The sequence below is a fragment of the Paenibacillus sp. FSL K6-2862 genome (assembly GCF_038005125.1).
GTDB classification, from domain to species: Bacteria; Bacillota; Bacilli; order Paenibacillales; family Paenibacillaceae; genus Paenibacillus; species Paenibacillus illinoisensis_A.
Genome location: NZ_JBBOSN010000001.1, coordinates 5,611,055 through 5,628,763 on the forward strand (window position 1 = coordinate 5,611,055; position 17,709 = coordinate 5,628,763).

The window sequence follows — 17,709 nt, forward strand, 5'->3', positions numbered from 1 at the left end:
ACATAATTAATGTTTATTCTTATGAAATGTCGTTAATTCCACACCTGGTGCAATCGGCGTAACCTCTACGGGTATGAAACCGAATTTGGTATATAAGTTGACAGCCGGTTGGTTCAATGTACCTGTCGATACGATATACCGCGGAAGATCCGGGTACTGCTCGAATACATACCTCAATAATGCAGCTGCAATACCTTTGCGAAAATGCTCAGGGTGCACCATCATACGTGTGATCGTCAATGTGTCCTTCTCTTCCTCCGCCACTGCAACAGCACCCAGGAGTTCTTCTTCATCATCCAGGCAGCCGTAAAAGGTCTCCCCGCAGCTTTGCAGAGATTCGATCGTATCCATCAAAGGTGGAATTTCCTGAAAACCAATCATCTCCGCTTCCAGCCGATAGGCTACATGCTGAAGCCGCCATAGCTGCCTTGTGGTCTCCAGATCATTCAGTGACAGTAATTGAATCTTCATTCTGGCCCTCATCTCCTTCGTACGCAACTGAATTCGATTACACTGTACATGATTATTTACCACATGTGTTTGCCTTATAAAAATAAGAAAAGAGGCTGTCACAGGGACGAGCCTCTTTCTGTCCGGCCTCACCGGATGGATTAGCGGTTCAGTACATCTGCAAGCAGTTGATTAACCAGACCCGGATTAGCCTTGCCTTTACTTTCTTTCATAACCTGTCCTACCAGGAAGCCGATCGCTTTCTGTTTGCCTGCCTTGTAATCTTCCACGGATTGAGGGTTGTTCGCAACAACCTGCTCTACAATGGCAAGAATGGCACCTTCGTCACTGATTTGCACAAGACCTTTTTCCTCAACGATCTGCTGTGGAAGCTTGCCGCTCTCCAGCATTTCCTTAAAAACGGTTTTGGCGATTTTGCTGCTAATCGTGCCTTTCTCCAGCAATCCGATCATCTCACCGAGTCCCTGACCCGTCAGAGGCACCTGAGACAATTCCAGATTGCTGTTGTTCAGATAACCAAGCAGGTCGCCCATAATCCAGTTGGATACGGCTTTGGCATCCTGCGTATATTTCAGGCTGTCTTCAAAAAGATCAGCAACCGCTTTGGATGAAGTGATCACTTCTGCATCATAATTGGGCAATCCGTAATCAGCAGTATAACGTGCTTTGCGCTCGTCAGGGAGCTCCGGAATCGAAGCTTTGATTCGCTCCTTCCAGGCTGCATCAATATGCAGCTTCACCAGATCCGGATCCGGGAAATAGCGATAGTCGTGCGCTTGCTCTTTGCCACGCATGGTCAGCGTCTTTCCTTGCGCTTCATCCCAGCGACGCGTCTCCTGAACCACTTCGCCGCCGTCATCCAGAATTTCAGCCTGACGGAACTGCTCATATTCCAAACCGCGCTGAACGCCACGGAAAGAGTTCATGTTTTTCAGTTCTGCTCTTGTTCCCAGCTTCTCCTGCCCATGCGGACGCAAACTGATGTTGGCATCACAACGGAGTGATCCCTCTTCCATTTTCACGTCCGACACATCGCAGTACTGCATGATCGCACGTAATTTTTCCAGATACGCACGTGCTTCTTCCGGTGAAGAAATTTCCGGTTCGGATACAATCTCCACAAGAGGTGTACCCACACGGTTGAAGTCAACCAATGAAGCATAGCCGCCATCCACGTGAGTAAGCTTACCTGCATCTTCTTCCAGATGAAGACGGGTAATACCGATTCGTTTCGTTTCTCCGTTTACTTCAATATCAATCCACCCGTTCTCACCGATCGGTTGGTCGAATTGTGAGATCTGGTAGGCTTTTGGTGAATCCGGATAGAAATAGTTTTTGCGATCGAATTTGCTGACATCAGCAATGGTACAGTTGAGGGCCATCGCTGCTTTCATGGCATAATCCACAGCCTGACGGTTCAGTACAGGCAATACGCCCGGATGTCCGAGACAGACGGGACAAGTATGGGTATTTGGTGGTGCTCCAAAGGCCGTGGAACAGCCGCAAAAGATTTTGGAGTTGGTATGCAACTCCACATGGACCTCAAGTCCAATGACCGTTTCATATTTAGATGCAGACATTTCAATATTCCTCCGTTCCGGGCAGTCTACAGCTGCGGACGCTGCTTGTGGAATTCTGTATTTTGTTCAAACGCATGCGCAACGCGCAGTACAGTCGTTTCATCAAAGGCTTTACCAATAATCTGCATGCCAACAGGCAATCCATCCGAGAAGCCGCATGGGATGCTCACTGCAGGTACGCCTGCCAGACTGACCGGAATGGTCAGGATGTCATTGAGATACATGGTGAGTGGATCATCCACCTGGGAACCCAGTTTAAATGCGGTTGTAGGCGCAGTTGGTCCAATAATGACATCATATTTGGCAAATACGTCATCGAAGTCCTGTTTGATCAATGTACGTACTTTTTGAGCTTTCAGGTAATAGGCATCATAGTAACCCGAGCTGAGCGCATACGTCCCGAGCATGATACGACGTTTCACTTCCGGACCAAAGCCTTGGCTGCGGGATTGGTGATACAGGTCGAGCAGGTTGTCCGGGTTATCTGCACGTACGCCATAACGCACGCCGTCAAACCGGGCAAGGTTGGAAGAAGCCTCTGAAGAAGCGAGCAAATAATACGTAGCCACCGCATATTCGGTATGCGGAAGCGATACTTCTTCCCAAGTGGCACCGAGTCCCTCAAGCACTTTCAAGGCAGAGAGAATGGTCTCTTTAACTTGTGGATCAACACCTTCGCCAATGTACTCCTTCGGTACGGCAATGCGCAGTCCTTTGACATCACCTGTCAGTCCGCTCAAGTAGTCCGGGATCTCCACTTTTGCAGATGTCGAATCTTTGGCATCATAGCCAGCAATTGCTTGCAGTACATAAGCAGAATCTTCAACATTTTTCGTCAGAGGTCCGATCTGATCCAATGAGGATGCAAATGCAACCAATCCGAAACGCGAAACGAGTCCATAAGTCGGCTTCATGCCGACAACGCCACAATACGAAGCAGGCTGTCTAATGGAACCACCCGTATCAGATCCAAGCGTGAAGTACGCTTCGCCTGCAGCTACTGCGGCCGCAGAACCACCACTGGAGCCACCTGGAACACGATCCAGCGCCCATGGGTTGCGCACAGGATAGAAACTCGAATTTTCATTCGAACCGCCCATGGCGAATTCATCCATGTTCAGTTTACCGATCGTCACTGTATCTGCAGCTCTCAGCTTTTCGACAACCGTTGCATCATACACCGGGTCGAAGTTGCGCAAAAACTGGCTGCCGCATGTCGTGCGCAGTCCGTTCGTAACGATATTATCCTTAATACCTACCGGTAATCCAAAGAGCAAACCTTTCTCCTCGCCACTGACGAGCCGGTCATCCAGCTGACGCGCACGGGAACGAGCCTGTTCCTCATCGAGCGCAAGATATGCCTTAACTTTGTCTTCACGTGCACTAATGTTCTGATATGCTTGGTCCACCAAGTCGCTGACCGACAATTCCTTGGCGTGCAGCTTGTTATGTAACTCAGGCAACGATTGTTCAAATAAACTCACGGTATTTCGTCCTCCTTCCGGTTATCCGTTATTCCATTACAGCAGGCACTTTAAACTGCCCGTCTTCTTCTTCCGGTGCATTGCGCATCACCTGTTTGATTGGCAGGCTTTCCTTCGTTTCATCCTCACGCATCACATTGCTGACATGCAGAACGTGAGTCGTTGGCTCAATGTTCTCTGTATCCAGCTCATTCAGCTTCTCTGCATATTTTAAAATTGCGTTCAGCTGTCCTGTAAGCGTCTGTTCTTCTTCAGAAGTCAAATTGAGCCGGGCCAGCTTGGCCACATGCTGAACGTCATTATTCGAAATACTCATTTCCGGATGCCTCCTTCATTTCGTTCAACTTCCCGAAACTGCCTGAAACGAATCGCTCGTTTAACGGGCTAAAGTCCCAAGATAACTTTTTTTCATTATAGGGGAGATGGTTCGACAATTCAATGCAAATGACCTGACTTGTCCAATAAGCAAAATAACCCCATTCCTTGGAGTTCATGCAATAATCAAAAAAGAGCCGGCATCAGCCGACTCTCTAGATCCTAAATCCATGCACGCAGATTAACCTGCTTTATAAAATCCGCCTGTGACATAACATCGTTCGCGGTTTCCTCTTCCTCTTCCACAGCTTGAATATCTCCGTTCATCAGATGATGAAACAGTTTCTCGTTGTGTGTCGCAAGGGCGTAATCTATCAACGCTTCTCGCTCGACCCGCTCAGCTTCCTGCTTCAGCAGAACCTCTTCCAGATCGACGTCGCCGGATGGAACAAAAAAGTTCCGGTTCACCTGCGGCACTCGAAGCACGTAATCGAACGCATTGTCCGGATTCCGGTCATAAGCGATGATGTAACCATATTCCCCCACAGGAAGATTCTGCTCAAACGCATCCGCGACGATGACAACCTTTTCTCCTAATCGCAGCATCGTCTAACCTCCTGGTAGTCTATCTTTCATATTTATTTGTATAGTCTACTAGAAAAGAATAACGATGTCTACGATTACTAGAATTAAGCAACATATTTGTGCAAAATCTTTTTTATCACCAGATTATCATTCGTCCATTATATGGTTAGGACCGTCTGCGACCTGATCGAATAACTACAAACCAATATACTATGAGTGGTGTCGGGAATCCGGTGATCCCCCATAATCCCCATAACCAGGGGAAACGCCCACGTTTACGTGCATCCTGAAAAATCCATGTCCCTTGCACAAACAATAGGATTGCAATCAATATCATCCAGATTGGAGAAATCTCATTCAACGAATAATGCATATTATTCATGAGAAGCCTCCTCCTTCCGGTGTTTGCCCGCCCATATGATTGCTGCTGTCACTGCTGCTGCTACACCAACAGCCTGGATACCCACATAAAGAGCTGGAGCAGACAGGAACAGCAGGGCCCCAGAAGCAATGACCATCAGCCCGATCACCCAGAACAAAATCATCTCGATCAGGTTCTTACGGCGTCTGATTCGTCTTCGTTCTCTGACCTGCACTTCCAGCGAGGCTAATGAAGGTACACTCACTGGCTCATATGCGTCATCCAGCACTTTCATCTGCTGCCGCAGTCGTTCGAGGAGCTCTTGCTCATCTTGTTCATCCGTCCTGCTCATGCTTATCCCAACTCCTTTCTTAATTGACGAAGGCCATAAGCTGTTCTTGATTTCGCCGTTCCGGCTGGAATACCGAGCATTTCTCCAATTTCATCATAGCCATAGCCATAATAGTGCTTCAACAGTACAGCAACACGGTGTTCCGGCGTTAATCTAGTCATGGCATCCATAACGTCCGTCCATTCTTCATTCCGGCTCTCAAACTGCCATCGGAATCGTCTGACGGCTTCACTACGGATCATATTCAACCAGCCATTTTCTCTTTTCTTACGTCTTGTCTTGTCAATATAGATGCGTGTAGCAATGGTAATCATCCAGGATGAAAAGGCAGACGAACCGTCATAACGATGAATGTTTTCCATACACCGAATCATCGTATCCTGAACTGTTTCTTCAGCAGCGTTTGGATCCATCGTAACCTTGACCAAGTATTTGTACACGAAAACATAATGACGTTGAAGCAGCGCCGCCAGCGCAGCATCATCTCCTGCTGCCGCCCTACGGACCTCTTCCAGTTCAGCTGCTTCCATCTGGTTCTTCACCTCTGCTTCCCGTTCATTCTTGTGTTAATACGACAGTCTCTGCATAAACGTTCAAATGAATTACAAAAAAATCTGAAGCCGACAATTTCCCGGGCAATCAGACTTCATTCCGGTATTCCCGCAGCTTGTCGAACCAAGGCTGGTTGCGGGCTCCGCTGCTCAAAACGTGACTCCTCCATATATTTTGCTGCTGTTCCAAAGGTTCATTCATTGCCTTGCTTGTGTAGCTATGTAGTTGAGGACGATCCGTTGCTAATTCAAGCTTGCCCGTATCCATCACCCGGCGAGTCTCTTCCATTGCTGAGTACTTGGCACGGCGTTCAAAAGGTATAACGCGCTTCTTCTCCACTTCTTCTCCCCGCTCTCTTGTTCCTCATGCTTCACCAATTAAATACTACATTCTAGGGTTCCGTTCCATGTACTTGCTATTCAGATCCAAAGCTGTCTGCATTACAATAACTTTCCTTATGTAAGTTGTATCTGGATGACTCTTTTCTTGCCAATTTTGCTGAAAATAAAAAAAGAACGCAAACCGGGTATAGACCACAGTCTGCGTGCTTCGCAAGTTAGGGTACTGCTATTTAAAGCTTCAGTTAGATGATGCCTTAACGCTTGTAACAAACGCTTGTAACAAACGCTTGTAACAACTAATTGCTATTCTAATGAAAAAATTGTCACTTGTCCAGACTTTCTTCACTTAAATGTCGATTATCTTGCTGAAACGTAAGGATTATTCTGCTTCTCATAACCGATGGTTGTTTTAGGGCCATGACCGGGATATACCTTCACTTCATCAGCAAAGGTATACAGCTTGTTTTGAATCGAATCAATCAAGTCTCGTTCCCGTCCACCCGTCAGATCCGTTCTCCCTACACCCATACGGAACAGAACGTCTCCTGCAAACAAATCATTACCGCACAGCAGGCTTACGCTGCCTGGGGAATGTCCAGGTGTATGATATACCTTAAATGTATGCCCAACAAACTGGAGGGTCTGTCCTTCATCCATCGCATATTCTGCAGGATCTGTCGAAAGAGGCGGTGAAGCCTGCGGCCAGTTCAACGATCCATTCAGTTTGGGAGAGGTGAGCCAGTCACTCTCCAGATCATGCAAATAGACTGGACAGCCCTTCAATTTGCGAATTTCGTCCACACCGCCCATATGATCAAAATGCGCATGTGTCAGCAAAATCGCCTCAATTTCCAAGTCTTGAATGGCTTTGAGCAGCGGCCCCGGGTTCATGCCCGGATCAATGATAACGGCTTTCCCCGGATCTTCCCCTTGCAGCAGATATGCATTCGTCTGGAGCGGACCGAGTGTAAATGTACGAATGGTAAGCATCTTGGATTAGTAACCCGAAATCAGTTCACGCAGCTCACGAATAATGACTGCATGCGACTCCGTTCCTTCCCCATAGCGTTTACCGATTTCCTGACGTACTACAGCCATCTTCTCCTGATAATCAGCTGCATCACGATCCGGGTTCTCGCGTTTAAATTCAACCATGACTTCCTGTACATGCTGAGGGCGTGGTCCCCATTGGCCCAAGACATGACCGCCTGTATCGGCAAAAATAACGATAGGTACCGAACGGCCGCCCATCGTAAGGAATTCATCCATCACTTCAGGATGATTTTCCATAATCAAAACTTCGGTTGGAATGCCTGAGATCTCCAGCGCCTGGAACACCACAGGTATGTTTCGAACAACATCTCCACACCAGTCAGCAGCCAAAATCAAAACGCGCAGATCATCGCGGTGGTTCAAGCTCTCGAAAAACTCGCGATCCTCTTCGCTTGGCCATGAGAAGCTGTCATAGTTCTTTTGAAATTCGCTTTGGTTCTTGGTCATGCTCTCAATGAAGTCCTTCGGCGGAAGACCTTTACCGAATTTGTGAGACAAGTTTGGTTTACCCATAACTAGACACTTCCTTTCTTTTTTCGAACATTCATCCATTTAATAAGTACATAAATGATCATAAGTGCGAGTGCAACGAGCAAAATCGGCATAATGTAAGGTGCTGCTTTTTCGTTAATATGTTCCCATTGGTCTCCGAGTACCATCCCTAAATATATAAACAATGCAGTCCAAGGTATAACAGCAAGTGTTGTCAGCAGAATGAACCTGCCTGTATGCATTTTAGATATGCCTGCAGGAATCGAGATGGCATGACGCACAACCGGAACAAAACGCGCCGTGAAAATGACACCTGTACCATACTTGCGAAACCACTCCTCGGAATGGTCGATATGTTTCTTCTGGATCAGTATGTATTTTCCGTAGCGTTCCAGCACAGGTCTGCCGCCATAACGGCCAATCCAGTAAATAAAGAGCTGGGCTATTACACCGCCCACGGTACCAAAGATCATTGCACCTAAGAAATTGATATTGCCCTGTGAAACGAGAAATCCTCCATATGCCAGTACAATTTCACTGGGGATGACTTCGAGCATTAATCCCAGCATAATTCCAAAGTATCCAAGGCTCTGAATCCAGTCGAACAATTGACCGACAATGTTATGAATAACGTCCATCTCGACCCTCTTTCTTCATCCTGATTGGCGGTGCCCGGCAGCACCATGGATGTTCGTCCCTATTTTAGCACAGGGCTGCAGTTTGTTGCTACTTCATCGAACCGGGTTAGTGTCCTGCAAGTCATCCTTCGCATATGGTATCGGGAGAGGAGCGTGAGAAGATGTCACCCAAATCAACACCCGGCACTCCCCCGGTCAAACATAGCAACCCTAGCCAGAAGTTACCTTCCGCGAGAGGGATTCGCAGAGCTTGCAGTAAGGAGCTGTACCGGACAGCGAAACGGCTGAAAGTCTACATTTCTCCCGATCAGATGAAACAGGCGGAAGAACTCTATTACGGAAAGGTGATTGCCAATTTGCTCTGGATCGGTGAAAACCGGGACAATCGAAAGAAATTATGCGAGTGGTGGAACAATGACGTCAGTGCAGATATAGCTTCTCTATGGAATGTGGACATTGAACCGCTTCAGGCTGCATTCCAGCAGGCATTCGGCGGATATCGTCTGTAGAATACAGAGGATTCAGAGCCTTTCCTACAGGAACATGCACGCACAGAGACAAGGAAACGTTCCTTGAGCAGACCCTCCATAATTCATGTTTTAGAGAAGCAGACGCAGGTGTTACCCAGGTGGTTTGTTGGTCTGTCTGGTCCATTCCTGAGGAACGGCAGTCGATGCAAGAATACGTAAATGAGCAATGTAAACGGCAGCATCGTCATCTAAGGTAAACTGGCGATCATTACGTGCCTTCCCTGCAGCCACTGTGGCACTCAACTGTTCGTAACGCTCATACATTCGCACACCTGCAGCGGCAGTCTGCCTGGCTCGGTCCGTGTAACCGGCAGCCCATTCCCGCCGGGATGCTTGAATCATCCAATACAAGGCAGCGGACTGAATATGGTTATCGTACCGATTCAATGCAACTGCTTGTTCAAAATACTTGCCAGCCTGCGTTCCCTGCCCTGCTTGGGCTGCTAGTTTCCCCAGCTCCCGGCAGAGCCGCGGCTCTGCCGGGGAGTGGGACAAGCTGCTCATCAACAGCTTCTCTGCATCATGGGCTGTAAGAGTACGCGAAAGAGAGATGGCAATCTCCGGTCGGTATGGATTCGCGTGAAATGCAGCTGTCAATTCTGCCCTATGCTGGATTATTTCTTGCGGCACAGTTCCAGCCAAACGATACTTTACTTCCCCCAAGACATTACGCCCCGCCAGCCAGACTGTCCCCCCAAGCCAAATCAGGATGGCCAGGGAAGTCAACCATGGTATGGTCCGCATTGTTCGAATAGCCTGATATGAAAACCCGTTGGACAGAAGCGATGGTTGTACTGAGCGTTCATTCGTAAAAACTGCTGGTACCTCTCTCGCCTGGATTATGGCATGCTCGTCCGCAGTGGCTGTACGCTGTTCATTTGTATATGCGTATGACCATGCTCCCAGCCAGATAAACAGCATCCATACCAATGTGAAGCTCCAGTCAAAATCCATGGCCCCATGCAAAACAAAAACAAGCACGGAGGGCATTAAGCCTGCTGCGTATTTCACGGTATTACGAATGGTAAAAGCAAACCAGGCACAGATGATTATTAAGCCGATCAGGCCCGTATCAAGGGCAATGTCGATCAGGCCGTTGTGGACCTCGCCTCCGACATACGGCGAGGTTTGAATGGCGCGAAACATGCTGCGCCATGTATCTCCTCCGTGGCCAAGCCATGCGGCCCCGGACCAGAGCTCCAGGGCGTCCCGCCACATGCGGAGGCGGGACAGCCCGGTGCCGACACCTGCCGCGAGTCGTTCGGCGGTGGAGGCCACGGCCAGCATGGCGGCGGTGGTAACCGCCAGTGCCATGGCCGTCAAGGCAGCGGCGCGTGCCCTGGCGCCGGTGTGCCACAGGCGGCACAGCAGCAGCGTGCCGAGCAGCGCAGCTGCCCATGCCCCGGCCAGTGCCAGCAGGCCGGGCACGGGTGCAGGCGCCAGCTGGGCAGCAGCCAGCTGGCGGTACAGCCAGGCCGCGCTCGCCAGGGGCGCGGCCATGGCCAGCAGCAGCGGCAGGCGGTCTCCGCGCCGCTGCCAAGCGAAAGCGCTGGCGGCGGCGATGCCTGTCGCCAGCCAGGCGCCGCGCGACTCGCTCAGCAGGAGCGCGGCTTGCGCGGGCATAAGCGGCAGAGCTGCCGCGATAAGGCGCCCGGCCGTCACGGGACGGGCCATGGCACGCGCGACTGCAGCGAGCCGCTCCAATGCGTACATGCCGGCAACGGCGCCGTACGCATTGGGGTACTGCAGCAGTCCGCCGAGCCTCGCACCGGCGGAGCTGATCTCGGGGTCAGCGGTTCGCATGACCGCGAAAGGCAGCGGCAGCACGCCGCACACCGCAAGCAGGCCGCTGAACACAAGCAGGCTGCCTGCAGCCTGCCATCCCACGGCGAACCATCGCACGCCGTGGGCACACGAAGCCAGCATCCCTGCGAGCAGGGCAAAGATAGCCAGCAAACTCCACCGCAGCATTTCATCCATGCTGCCCTGTGTGCTTACAGAACCCAAACAGGCATACAGGCCATAACAAACCATCATGATGATGGGCCAGATGGTCCAGCCATTAAGATTCATATGCCAATATCTTATTTTCATTTCTTCATTACTGTGAATATCGCAACTTAGGCGATTTTTCAGTGCATTATTTTTCTTACTCCGCAGTACACGTAACAGAAGAAGCATGATCACTCCCATGAGAATGCTCCCCGAAGAGAACAAAATGGCCCCGTACACATCGGAAGGAAAATATAGCCCCCGGCCCAGACATGCGGCCAACAACATGATTGTACCCATCACGCCCAATACCATCGTTAATGCCGATGTATCCAAGCCAAACGTCTTCGTCTTCTGTTTAAACCTGCAACTCAAGTTCAGGTCTCCTGCATCCGTAGCGGATATTGGCACAGCGCTACATACATTCATCTTTATTTCCGCTCGATTCTTACCCTGCTGATGCTCAACCATGTGATCGCCGTCTCTCTGCTGCTGCAACTGCCTACCTCCTTCCCATCTTCTGTTATCGAACAAACATTGCAAATCTCCCTTGGTGCATTTCATTCGCACTCAGCACGCATGACATACAAAAAAGACAGAAGACCCTCTTAGGGTCTCCTGTCTTATGTCTAACCGTCATCATTTTCATTCATATGAAGCAAATCGTTTATTCGTTTCCATAACGGGACCCTCATACCAGTATGTCCATTCCTGGACATGGCAGACCATCAGCCAACTATGGTTAGCGCTTTGCGAAATTTAGCAGTGGTCACAAGAATCTGGGCTGGTTGTCGATTTCCCATTTGAACGATCTGTATTATTTTCCGTTACATCGCCCTCTACGGTTTCAATCGGATTGGCACCACCTGGCAGCAGGTCTGCACAAGCCCGTTCCAAGTACGGATCTGCATGTATGAAATCACGGAACTCCGTGTATTCCTTCCACATATCAGCCGTTTGACCCGCCTGTCCACGCACAGCACGAATCAGAATATTTTTGGGTGTATGCTCCATATCAATGAATTCCAGTAGTTGCGTTTTGTAACCCATCATATCCAGAAGCTTCGCACGAATGGCATCTGTTGCCAGTGCGGAGAAACGTTCCTTCAGAATACCATGGGACAATAACGGATTCATTACCGGAGATTCAATCTGGTCAAACAGCTCATGCTGACAGCACGGTACGGACAGTATGACTGAAGCGCCCCAACGAACAGCTTTCTCCAGTGCCGCATCGGTCGCCGTATCACAGGCATGCAGTGTCACGACCATATCCACTTCGTTCAGCTCGTCGTAGTCTGCAATATCACCAACCAGGAACTTCAGATCACCATAGTGCAGCCTTTGTGCAAGAGCGTTGCAATGTTCAATGACATCCGCTTTCAGGTCAAGACCGATAATCTTCAGCGATCTCCGCTGTTGTACCGACAAGTAGTGATACAAGGCAAAGGTCAGGTAGGACTTCCCACACCCAAAATCAACGATGGTAAGCGGGCGTCCCTCAGGCAGATACGGAATGACATCCTGTACCATTTCAAGAAAACGATTGATCTGTCTGAATTTATCGTACTTGCGGGCCAATACCCGCCCCTCTTCATTCATGATTCCCAGCTCAACCAGGAACGAGACAGGGACTCCCTCTTCCAGCACGTATTGCTTCTTGCGGTTATGCGAGAGATCCACTGACGTTTTGGATGGAGATTTGGTCAGAATGGATACTTTATATTTTTTGCTGATCAAAATTTGATAATCTGCCTCTGTCGTACAGAGGAGTCCTTGACGAAACGTCTCTTCGCACAGCACAGTCATGCGTTCTATCGCTTCAGCCGGAGTCAAATTCTCGTGCAGCACTTTGTTGTTATAATGAAATGCGAATTGATAATGCAGCTGATTCTTCAGCGTTACCGGCTTGACTTGCACTTTGGTATACGAGACATTGTCCCGTCTGCGCAGCTGGCTCCAGGTCGCTGTAATCAGCGAATTCTGCTCAAAGATGTCTTGTATAAGCTTTCGCAATGAATCCACGGGGTACATCTCACTTTCGATTTGGTTTGGTCAACCGTAACCATACCACAATTCCGGTGCCGCTCCAAGTGAAGACACCTAACAAGCCTTATTCATTTGTGTGTCCTGTTTTGTTCTCCGTTTAGCGGATGAGTTCAGCGAGACCTTCCTCCACTTCCTGACGTGGCAGGCCGCCCTGTTCCAGTTGCCCATCTTCAAGCTTGCTCAATCGTTCGTAAAAGGCCTTCACATCTTCGCGATAATTCACGGGATGTCCTTCACCTACCCGCAGGACGCGGTACCAGCTGTTCTCGGCCAGATCATATCGCCCATGTTGTTCTTGATACAGCGCAAGCTGTTTCTCCGTACGGGCAGGAAGTTCGTATTCTTTCGTTTGTTCCAATATCGATTGCACGCGTTCCGGTGCATCCAGCAGCTTCGGGTTGGCACCATGATTCAGGGCATACAGATAAAAGTGTAATGATTTCATTAACCGGATAAGTCCTTCATCCTCTGAATCCTGCTTCTCCTGATCATCAATGCCCTCCACTCTGGCCTTCTCTCCATAAATATAAGCTTCCTCTTCGATCAGACGCGCAGCTTGCTGCAGATTGTCCACTTCAATGACTCCGCGAAAACGAAACATTTCAATGACATCCTCTGCAGGGAGAGAATTCAGCAAAGACAAATTCATGCCAAACTGCCTGCGAAGCAGCTCGTCCAATTCCGACAGCGCCTCCGTGTGTTTCCGCTGTTGTCTGAGTGTAAATGCTTTGCCAATCGCCTCGGTCATTTCCTCCATCATGCGGAGCAGATAGTCTTTTCTGAACATCAAATATGCCCCCTCATTCGCTCATTCGGATCATTCATCCATTATTGCTAGTTTAATTCATGCCCTATCAAAAAGCCAAAAAAGGACCTCCTCTTGGATTCCAGGATGCAAAAAGAAACCCCCGTCGTCTTGTAGAGACGATACAGGGGTTTCCTATTGTAACGGTATATACAATGATGGACTCTGCTGAAAATAATGAATTTCGAGAATTACGCCTTCGGTAAACCATTCATAAATTGACTAATAACCTGAATCAACTGTTCGGGTGCTTCATACATGCTCATGTGGCCCGCCCCGGCAATGACTGCTTGTACAATATGCGGTTTATCACTCGTAAACGTGCGTTCCGGCGGAATCACAGGGTCTTTTTCACCTGCGACCAGCAAAACCGGTAACGGTGTAGCCGATAACACATCACGGCGATCCGGACGTTCCCGCATTGCCAGTGCGGCTCCAGCTGCACCCTGAAGTGCGGTCTGGTACCCGATTTCCTTGACACGTGATACTTTTGCCGATAACCGCTCCACATGTTCAGGAGCAAACAATCCCGGAACCAATCCGTCCACAAAACTTACAATACCATCCGTCTGAATAGCCGATACTGCACGAAGACGCTTTTCCTTGCCCTCTTCGCTATCCGGATATGCGGTAGAATGGATCAAACCAAAGGCTTTTAGTCGTTCTGGATGGCGCTGAGCGATGGAGAGGGCGATATATCCTCCCATGGAGTGTCCAAGCAGGATAGCCTTGTCCACATTCAGCTCATCCATTAATTGCAGAACATCATTGCCCATTTGATCTATTGTGTATGTTCCCATAGGGGCGTCTGTCTTACCGTGTCCACGCAGATCGGGTACGATGCAGCGATAATGACGTGCAAGCTCCGGCACAACCTCATCCCAATAGGATGAACTGCCGCAGTATCCGTGAAGAAGAATAAGCGCTTCTCCCTTGCCTTGTTCGGCATAACATATCGTCGTTCCATCACATATCACTTTTTCCATATGAATCCCTCTCTCTGCGCGAATTGAATTGATTATATTCATTGTATATAACCAACTTCTTGTCATTCAAGTTGTATATTATTAAGCTTTCATCTCATGAATGAAACGTTTATCTCATTTTCCTCGCCGCAAACGCTGCGTCAGCGATCGTTCGGGACATGTTCATGACGAGGTGAAGCGAAGTCATCTGCAGGATGGAATAGGGCCTGGGACCATTGACGTTTACAACAGCTGCCACACTATAATGTCCAACAGGCTGCAGCTTCCCCCCTACGGACTGCGCAGGATTCAACGCATGATGTGAAAGATAATATGTACCTGTGGCATGCTTTGGACCCAGACAGGCATCAATCGCAACAATGGCATGATGTGCCGGGATCTGAGACATCCGTTTCTCCAGTGTATCTGCATCGCAAGGTGCTGCTAGCGTTCCTACAACATGACCCACTCCGTACTCCTCCAGCAGACTTCCTGTTAAAGGCCCGAGTGCATCTCCCGATGAACGATCCGTTCCAATGCAGACAAATGTTATTTCATCAGGTGAATGCTGCTCATAAATGTGTTTGAAAAATAAAACCAGGTCTTCTCCAGGCACACCTTTTGGAGTTTCCCGACTCTGGTGGCGCACCATCTCACGCTTGTATGCTGCCAATCTTTTCCCCTCCTTTACACGCACAGAAGCATTGTGAATGAGTATTGTTTTTTTACATTTTATCCGATACAGGGGGATTCCCGCAAAACATTGGCCTGTGCCTGTCCAATCATGATACAATGACAACAGTTTCCGATACGGAAGGGATGGACATAACGATGGATTTGACACAACCGAACGCGGCCAACATGGAATATATGATTGAAGCGATCAAAACCAAGCTGCGTATGGCCAGCGGTGCGGCTATGCAGGCTTCGGCGTTCCCCCTCGACAAATATGAGGATTTGCATGATCTGTATGAGATGGTGATGAGCAAGGAGCATCTCAGTATTTCCGAAGTGGAAGCTGTTGCTTCCGAACTGGGGAACCTGCGCAAAGCTTAAAAGCAGCCCATATTCATTCACCAAATAAAAAGGGCCTGCCTCCACCAAAGGGAGAACAGGTCCTTTTTGTCTTTTTGTTACTTGATACCCTCATTTGCTCAGCATGATTAGTCATTTAAGCAAGTTAAGGCAAGTCTACCAGCACGAATTCCGCCATTTCGCTTCCTGTACTCGTAATCTCCAAATCACAGCTTTTCCGAATACGGGCAGCATCCCCTGGCTTCAGATTGAAATTCCCATCTGCACAGGCGATAGCCACATGACCACTGATTAGAAAAAGATGTGTGCGTCTGTCTTCATGCTGTGGATACATGATTTTTTTACCAGACTCTAATTGGGTCAGATAACAGGTCACATCCTGTGAAATTGGAAGCGCACCTTCGGCTCCCTCCACACCCTGTCCGGATACGACAGGGCAAAGTCGATTCAGCTGCTCCTGTGGGTCAAATTGCCGATTCGTATACGATGGTTTCAGCATGCGCTGGGATGGCAGGAACCACATCTGCAGGAATCGTACCGGTTCATCCTCGGACGGATTGGTCTCGGAATGTTCCACACCGGTGCCTGCACTCATCACCTGTACCGTTCCCGGCTCAAGTACCTGTTCGGTTCCCATGCTGTCCGTATGCTTAAGCCTACCGGATATTACGTAACTTACAATTTCCAGGTCATGATGTGGATGTCGTTTAAAGCCTTCCTGCGGCATCAGCGTGTTGTCATTATGAGCCAGCAGGCAACCAAAATGCGCATTGCTTGGATCGTCATAATCTGCAAAAGAAAAGCTGAACTCACTGTGTATCCAACCTCGATCCGACGTGTGCCTTTCTTCCGATGTCACTACTTTAATCATGTTCATCCACCTCCAAGGGTTTAGAGCTGCTGCCTACATCTGACAGCAGGTCTTGCGTGTATATGAATGCTTAGATGAATACCTGTTGGTATCTCATCTTTACCCGGGGTCCGGGGATTCTAATCACGCCCCTAGCTTATGGTTATACGCTTTATTCAGGTGAGTGAAGCACGAATTCACAATCCGCATGTCCCACCATATTTCCGGCATCATTGCGAATCTCAGGAGGAAACACTTGAGCCAGTCGTTCAATGGTTGTCCGATTGGAATATCCAATCTGCTCCAGGATTGATTTAGCAATCCATGCCCATTCATCTTCAGATCCGTCGAGCACTTTAAATGTTATCCCGAGCCTTTCCTTTTTCAGTGCAAAACCGAATACTCCCTTGAAGCCGCCTTTAGCAACAATATTGCTGTCTTCCAGAAGCACCGAATCAACTCGTCCGGTTCCTCCAACCATAAGAGGCTGATCATTCATGGCAGACGTAATGGTTTCCACTGCCGAGCGTGTCGGTTCATCTTCAATTAAATCCGGGCAAGCCAGCTTCAGATATGCATTCGACAACGCCGATAAAGGCAAGGAAAATACCGGAAAGCCGCAGCCATCCGTCCCGAGTTCAATTTCCTTCTGCTCAATTCCAGCCATATCAGCCATCGTTTTCAGAATTTCACGCTGCACCGGATGCTCCCGCTCCGCGTAACTGTCCAGATCAAAGTTTTTCATCTGACTGTAACCCAGGATGCCAAGGTGTTTCCCCGAACAATTATGCAGTATTCTTCGCTTCTCTCCTTGATTGCGCAGCCATTGATTTCGGCTATCATCATTCAATGGGTAACTTGCCGCGCAAATCAGGCATTCTTCTCCCAATCCAAGTTTGGCCGATAATTTCTCCAGCACTTTAATATGCTCTGGCTCCGAACGATGGGAAGATGCCATGATCGCGATTTCTTGGGAGGTTAACCCATAGTGGGCTGCAATGCCTGCACGAATGCCTGGAATGGCCTGAAAAGGCTTGGCAGATGAGCGGGTAAACGCTCTGAAATGTGGATTTCCTGCCGAATAAACGACATCTCCGTTTTCATTCGTGATGCTTATGTGTCCAAAGTGGGCGCATTCCATCACGCCTGCACGATATTCTTTAACTAACAACGCACTCTCCATGCGAGTTCTCTCCTTTATGCTCCCAGTCTCATCTCTGCTTTGCGTCTTTACGCCGCATGGGATATCTTTAAATTAT

The 17,709-nt window shown here is 48.9% G+C and carries 21 protein-coding genes; 2 read left to right on the plus strand and 19 right to left on the minus strand.

Annotated elements, in window-relative coordinates; all coding sequences use genetic code 11:
* Positions 1–6 precede the first annotated feature (6 nt).
* The 12 genes from MHB82_RS25405 to MHB82_RS25460 all read right to left on the minus strand — a co-directional run bounded on the left by MHB82_RS25405 (position 7) and on the right by MHB82_RS25460 (position 8,224).
* Positions 7–471, minus strand: a complete 465-nt coding sequence (locus MHB82_RS25405; protein ID WP_341176147.1) for a GNAT family N-acetyltransferase — start codon at positions 469–471, stop codon at positions 7–9.
* 140 nt (positions 472–611) lie between these two features.
* Positions 612–2,051 carry an Asp-tRNA(Asn)/Glu-tRNA(Gln) amidotransferase subunit GatB gene (gene gatB, locus MHB82_RS25410; protein ID WP_095292521.1) on the minus strand — a complete coding sequence of 480 codons (1,440 nt, stop codon included), beginning with the start codon at positions 2,049–2,051 and terminating at the stop codon, positions 612–614.
* Positions 2,052–2,077: 26 nt separating this feature from the next.
* Positions 2,078–3,535 carry an Asp-tRNA(Asn)/Glu-tRNA(Gln) amidotransferase subunit GatA gene (gene gatA, locus MHB82_RS25415; protein WP_095292518.1) on the minus strand — a complete coding sequence of 486 codons (1,458 nt, stop codon included), beginning with the start codon at positions 3,533–3,535 and terminating at the stop codon, positions 2,078–2,080.
* 28 nt (positions 3,536–3,563) lie between these two features.
* On the minus strand, positions 3,564–3,851 hold the full coding sequence (gene gatC / locus MHB82_RS25420) for an Asp-tRNA(Asn)/Glu-tRNA(Gln) amidotransferase subunit GatC (protein ID WP_341176148.1): 288 nt from the start codon (positions 3,849–3,851) through the stop codon (positions 3,564–3,566).
* A gap of 221 nt (positions 3,852–4,072) precedes the next feature.
* Positions 4,073–4,456 carry an ATPase gene (locus MHB82_RS25425; protein WP_095292512.1) on the minus strand — a complete coding sequence of 128 codons (384 nt, stop codon included), beginning with the start codon at positions 4,454–4,456 and terminating at the stop codon, positions 4,073–4,075.
* Positions 4,457–4,601: 145 nt separating this feature from the next.
* On the minus strand, positions 4,602–4,817 hold the full coding sequence (locus MHB82_RS25430) for a hypothetical protein (protein ID WP_227779943.1): 216 nt from the start codon (positions 4,815–4,817) through the stop codon (positions 4,602–4,604).
* A complete protein-coding gene (locus MHB82_RS25435; RefSeq protein WP_341176149.1) occupies positions 4,810–5,148 on the minus strand; it encodes a DUF5345 family protein in 339 nt (112 codons plus the stop codon). Before MHB82_RS25435 ends, MHB82_RS25430 begins: the two co-directional genes overlap by 8 nt.
* Before the next feature lie 2 nt (positions 5,149–5,150).
* A complete protein-coding gene (gene sigY / locus MHB82_RS25440; protein WP_341176150.1) occupies positions 5,151–5,690 on the minus strand; it encodes an RNA polymerase sigma factor SigY in 540 nt (179 codons plus the stop codon).
* A gap of 97 nt (positions 5,691–5,787) precedes the next feature.
* A complete protein-coding gene (locus MHB82_RS25445; RefSeq protein ID WP_095361802.1) occupies positions 5,788–6,039 on the minus strand; it encodes a hypothetical protein in 252 nt (83 codons plus the stop codon).
* A gap of 359 nt (positions 6,040–6,398) precedes the next feature.
* The gene (locus tag MHB82_RS25450; RefSeq protein WP_095361801.1) at positions 6,399–7,031 is read right to left on the minus strand and encodes an MBL fold metallo-hydrolase; all 633 of its coding nucleotides are present in this window, start codon (positions 7,029–7,031) and stop codon (positions 6,399–6,401) included.
* A gap of 6 nt (positions 7,032–7,037) precedes the next feature.
* Positions 7,038–7,607, minus strand: a complete 570-nt coding sequence (locus tag MHB82_RS25455; protein WP_095361800.1) for a thioredoxin family protein — start codon at positions 7,605–7,607, stop codon at positions 7,038–7,040.
* Positions 7,608–7,609: 2 nt separating this feature from the next.
* Positions 7,610–8,224, minus strand: a complete 615-nt coding sequence (locus tag MHB82_RS25460) for a DedA family protein (RefSeq protein WP_095361799.1) — start codon at positions 8,222–8,224, stop codon at positions 7,610–7,612.
* A 161-nt stretch (positions 8,225–8,385) separates the two neighbouring features.
* On the opposite strand from MHB82_RS25460, the gene MHB82_RS25465 reads away from it, so the two are divergent.
* On the plus strand, positions 8,386–8,733 hold the full coding sequence (locus MHB82_RS25465; protein ID WP_095292492.1) for a dehydrogenase: 348 nt from the start codon (positions 8,386–8,388) through the stop codon (positions 8,731–8,733).
* Positions 8,734–8,844: 111 nt separating this feature from the next.
* On the opposite strand, the gene MHB82_RS25470 is transcribed toward MHB82_RS25465, so the two are convergent.
* The 5 genes from MHB82_RS25470 to yyaC form a co-directional block, all read right to left on the minus strand.
* A complete protein-coding gene (locus tag MHB82_RS25470; RefSeq protein WP_341176151.1) occupies positions 8,845–11,244 on the minus strand; it encodes an O-antigen ligase family protein in 2,400 nt (799 codons plus the stop codon).
* A gap of 261 nt (positions 11,245–11,505) precedes the next feature.
* Complete coding sequence (locus MHB82_RS25475) at positions 11,506–12,780, minus strand: class I SAM-dependent methyltransferase (protein WP_341176152.1); 1,275 nt, start codon at positions 12,778–12,780, stop codon at positions 11,506–11,508.
* 112 nt (positions 12,781–12,892) lie between these two features.
* On the minus strand, positions 12,893–13,582 hold the full coding sequence (locus MHB82_RS25480; protein ID WP_095361795.1) for a DUF6483 family protein: 690 nt from the start codon (positions 13,580–13,582) through the stop codon (positions 12,893–12,895).
* A gap of 209 nt (positions 13,583–13,791) precedes the next feature.
* A complete protein-coding gene (locus MHB82_RS25485) occupies positions 13,792–14,586 on the minus strand; it encodes an alpha/beta fold hydrolase (RefSeq protein ID WP_341176153.1) in 795 nt (264 codons plus the stop codon).
* Positions 14,587–14,695: 109 nt separating this feature from the next.
* Entirely contained in the window at positions 14,696–15,238 is a 543-nt protein-coding gene (yyaC, locus tag MHB82_RS25490) for a spore protease YyaC (RefSeq protein ID WP_255248089.1), read from the minus strand.
* A 158-nt stretch (positions 15,239–15,396) separates the two neighbouring features.
* Between yyaC and MHB82_RS25495 the strand changes: the two genes are divergently transcribed.
* Entirely contained in the window at positions 15,397–15,621 is a 225-nt protein-coding gene (locus tag MHB82_RS25495) for a DUF1128 domain-containing protein (protein ID WP_095292560.1), read from the plus strand.
* A 124-nt stretch (positions 15,622–15,745) separates the two neighbouring features.
* On the opposite strand, the gene MHB82_RS25500 is transcribed toward MHB82_RS25495, so the two are convergent.
* Together MHB82_RS25500 and MHB82_RS25505 are read right to left on the minus strand one after the other, a co-directional pair.
* Positions 15,746–16,471, minus strand: a complete 726-nt coding sequence (locus MHB82_RS25500; RefSeq protein WP_341176154.1) for a pirin family protein — start codon at positions 16,469–16,471, stop codon at positions 15,746–15,748.
* A 151-nt stretch (positions 16,472–16,622) separates the two neighbouring features.
* Positions 16,623–17,633, minus strand: coding sequence for an asparaginase (locus MHB82_RS25505; RefSeq protein ID WP_095361792.1), 1,011 nt, complete (start codon positions 17,631–17,633; stop codon positions 16,623–16,625).
* Positions 17,634–17,709 lie beyond the last annotated feature (76 nt).

Coding starts and splice junctions, on each gene's coding strand:
- MHB82_RS25405 (WP_341176147.1), bottom strand. CDS start 471: ATGAAGATTCAATTACTGTCACTGAATGATCTGGAGACCACAAGGCAG.
- gatB (WP_095292521.1), bottom strand. CDS start 2,051: ATGTCTGCATCTAAATATGAAACGGTCATTGGACTTGAGGTCCATGTG.
- gatC (WP_341176148.1), bottom strand. CDS start 3,851: ATGAGTATTTCGAATAATGACGTTCAGCATGTGGCCAAGCTGGCCCGG.
- MHB82_RS25425 (WP_095292512.1), bottom strand. CDS start 4,456: ATGCTGCGATTAGGAGAAAAGGTTGTCATCGTCGCGGATGCGTTTGAG.
- MHB82_RS25430 (WP_227779943.1), bottom strand. CDS start 4,817: ATGAATAATATGCATTATTCGTTGAATGAGATTTCTCCAATCTGGATG.
- MHB82_RS25435 (WP_341176149.1), bottom strand. CDS start 5,148: ATGAGCAGGACGGATGAACAAGATGAGCAAGAGCTCCTCGAACGACTG.
- MHB82_RS25450 (WP_095361801.1), bottom strand. CDS start 7,031: ATGCTTACCATTCGTACATTTACACTCGGTCCGCTCCAGACGAATGCA.
- MHB82_RS25455 (WP_095361800.1), bottom strand. CDS start 7,607: ATGGGTAAACCAAACTTGTCTCACAAATTCGGTAAAGGTCTTCCGCCG.
- MHB82_RS25460 (WP_095361799.1), bottom strand. CDS start 8,224: ATGGACGTTATTCATAACATTGTCGGTCAATTGTTCGACTGGATTCAG.
- MHB82_RS25465 (WP_095292492.1), top strand. CDS start 8,386: ATGTCACCCAAATCAACACCCGGCACTCCCCCGGTCAAACATAGCAAC.
- MHB82_RS25475 (WP_341176152.1), bottom strand. CDS start 12,780: ATGTACCCCGTGGATTCATTGCGAAAGCTTATACAAGACATCTTTGAG.
- MHB82_RS25480 (WP_095361795.1), bottom strand. CDS start 13,582: ATGTTCAGAAAAGACTATCTGCTCCGCATGATGGAGGAAATGACCGAG.
- MHB82_RS25485 (WP_341176153.1), bottom strand. CDS start 14,586: ATGGAAAAAGTGATATGTGATGGAACGACGATATGTTATGCCGAACAA.
- MHB82_RS25495 (WP_095292560.1), top strand. CDS start 15,397: ATGGATTTGACACAACCGAACGCGGCCAACATGGAATATATGATTGAA.
- MHB82_RS25500 (WP_341176154.1), bottom strand. CDS start 16,471: ATGATTAAAGTAGTGACATCGGAAGAAAGGCACACGTCGGATCGAGGT.
- MHB82_RS25505 (WP_095361792.1), bottom strand. CDS start 17,633: ATGGAGAGTGCGTTGTTAGTTAAAGAATATCGTGCAGGCGTGATGGAA.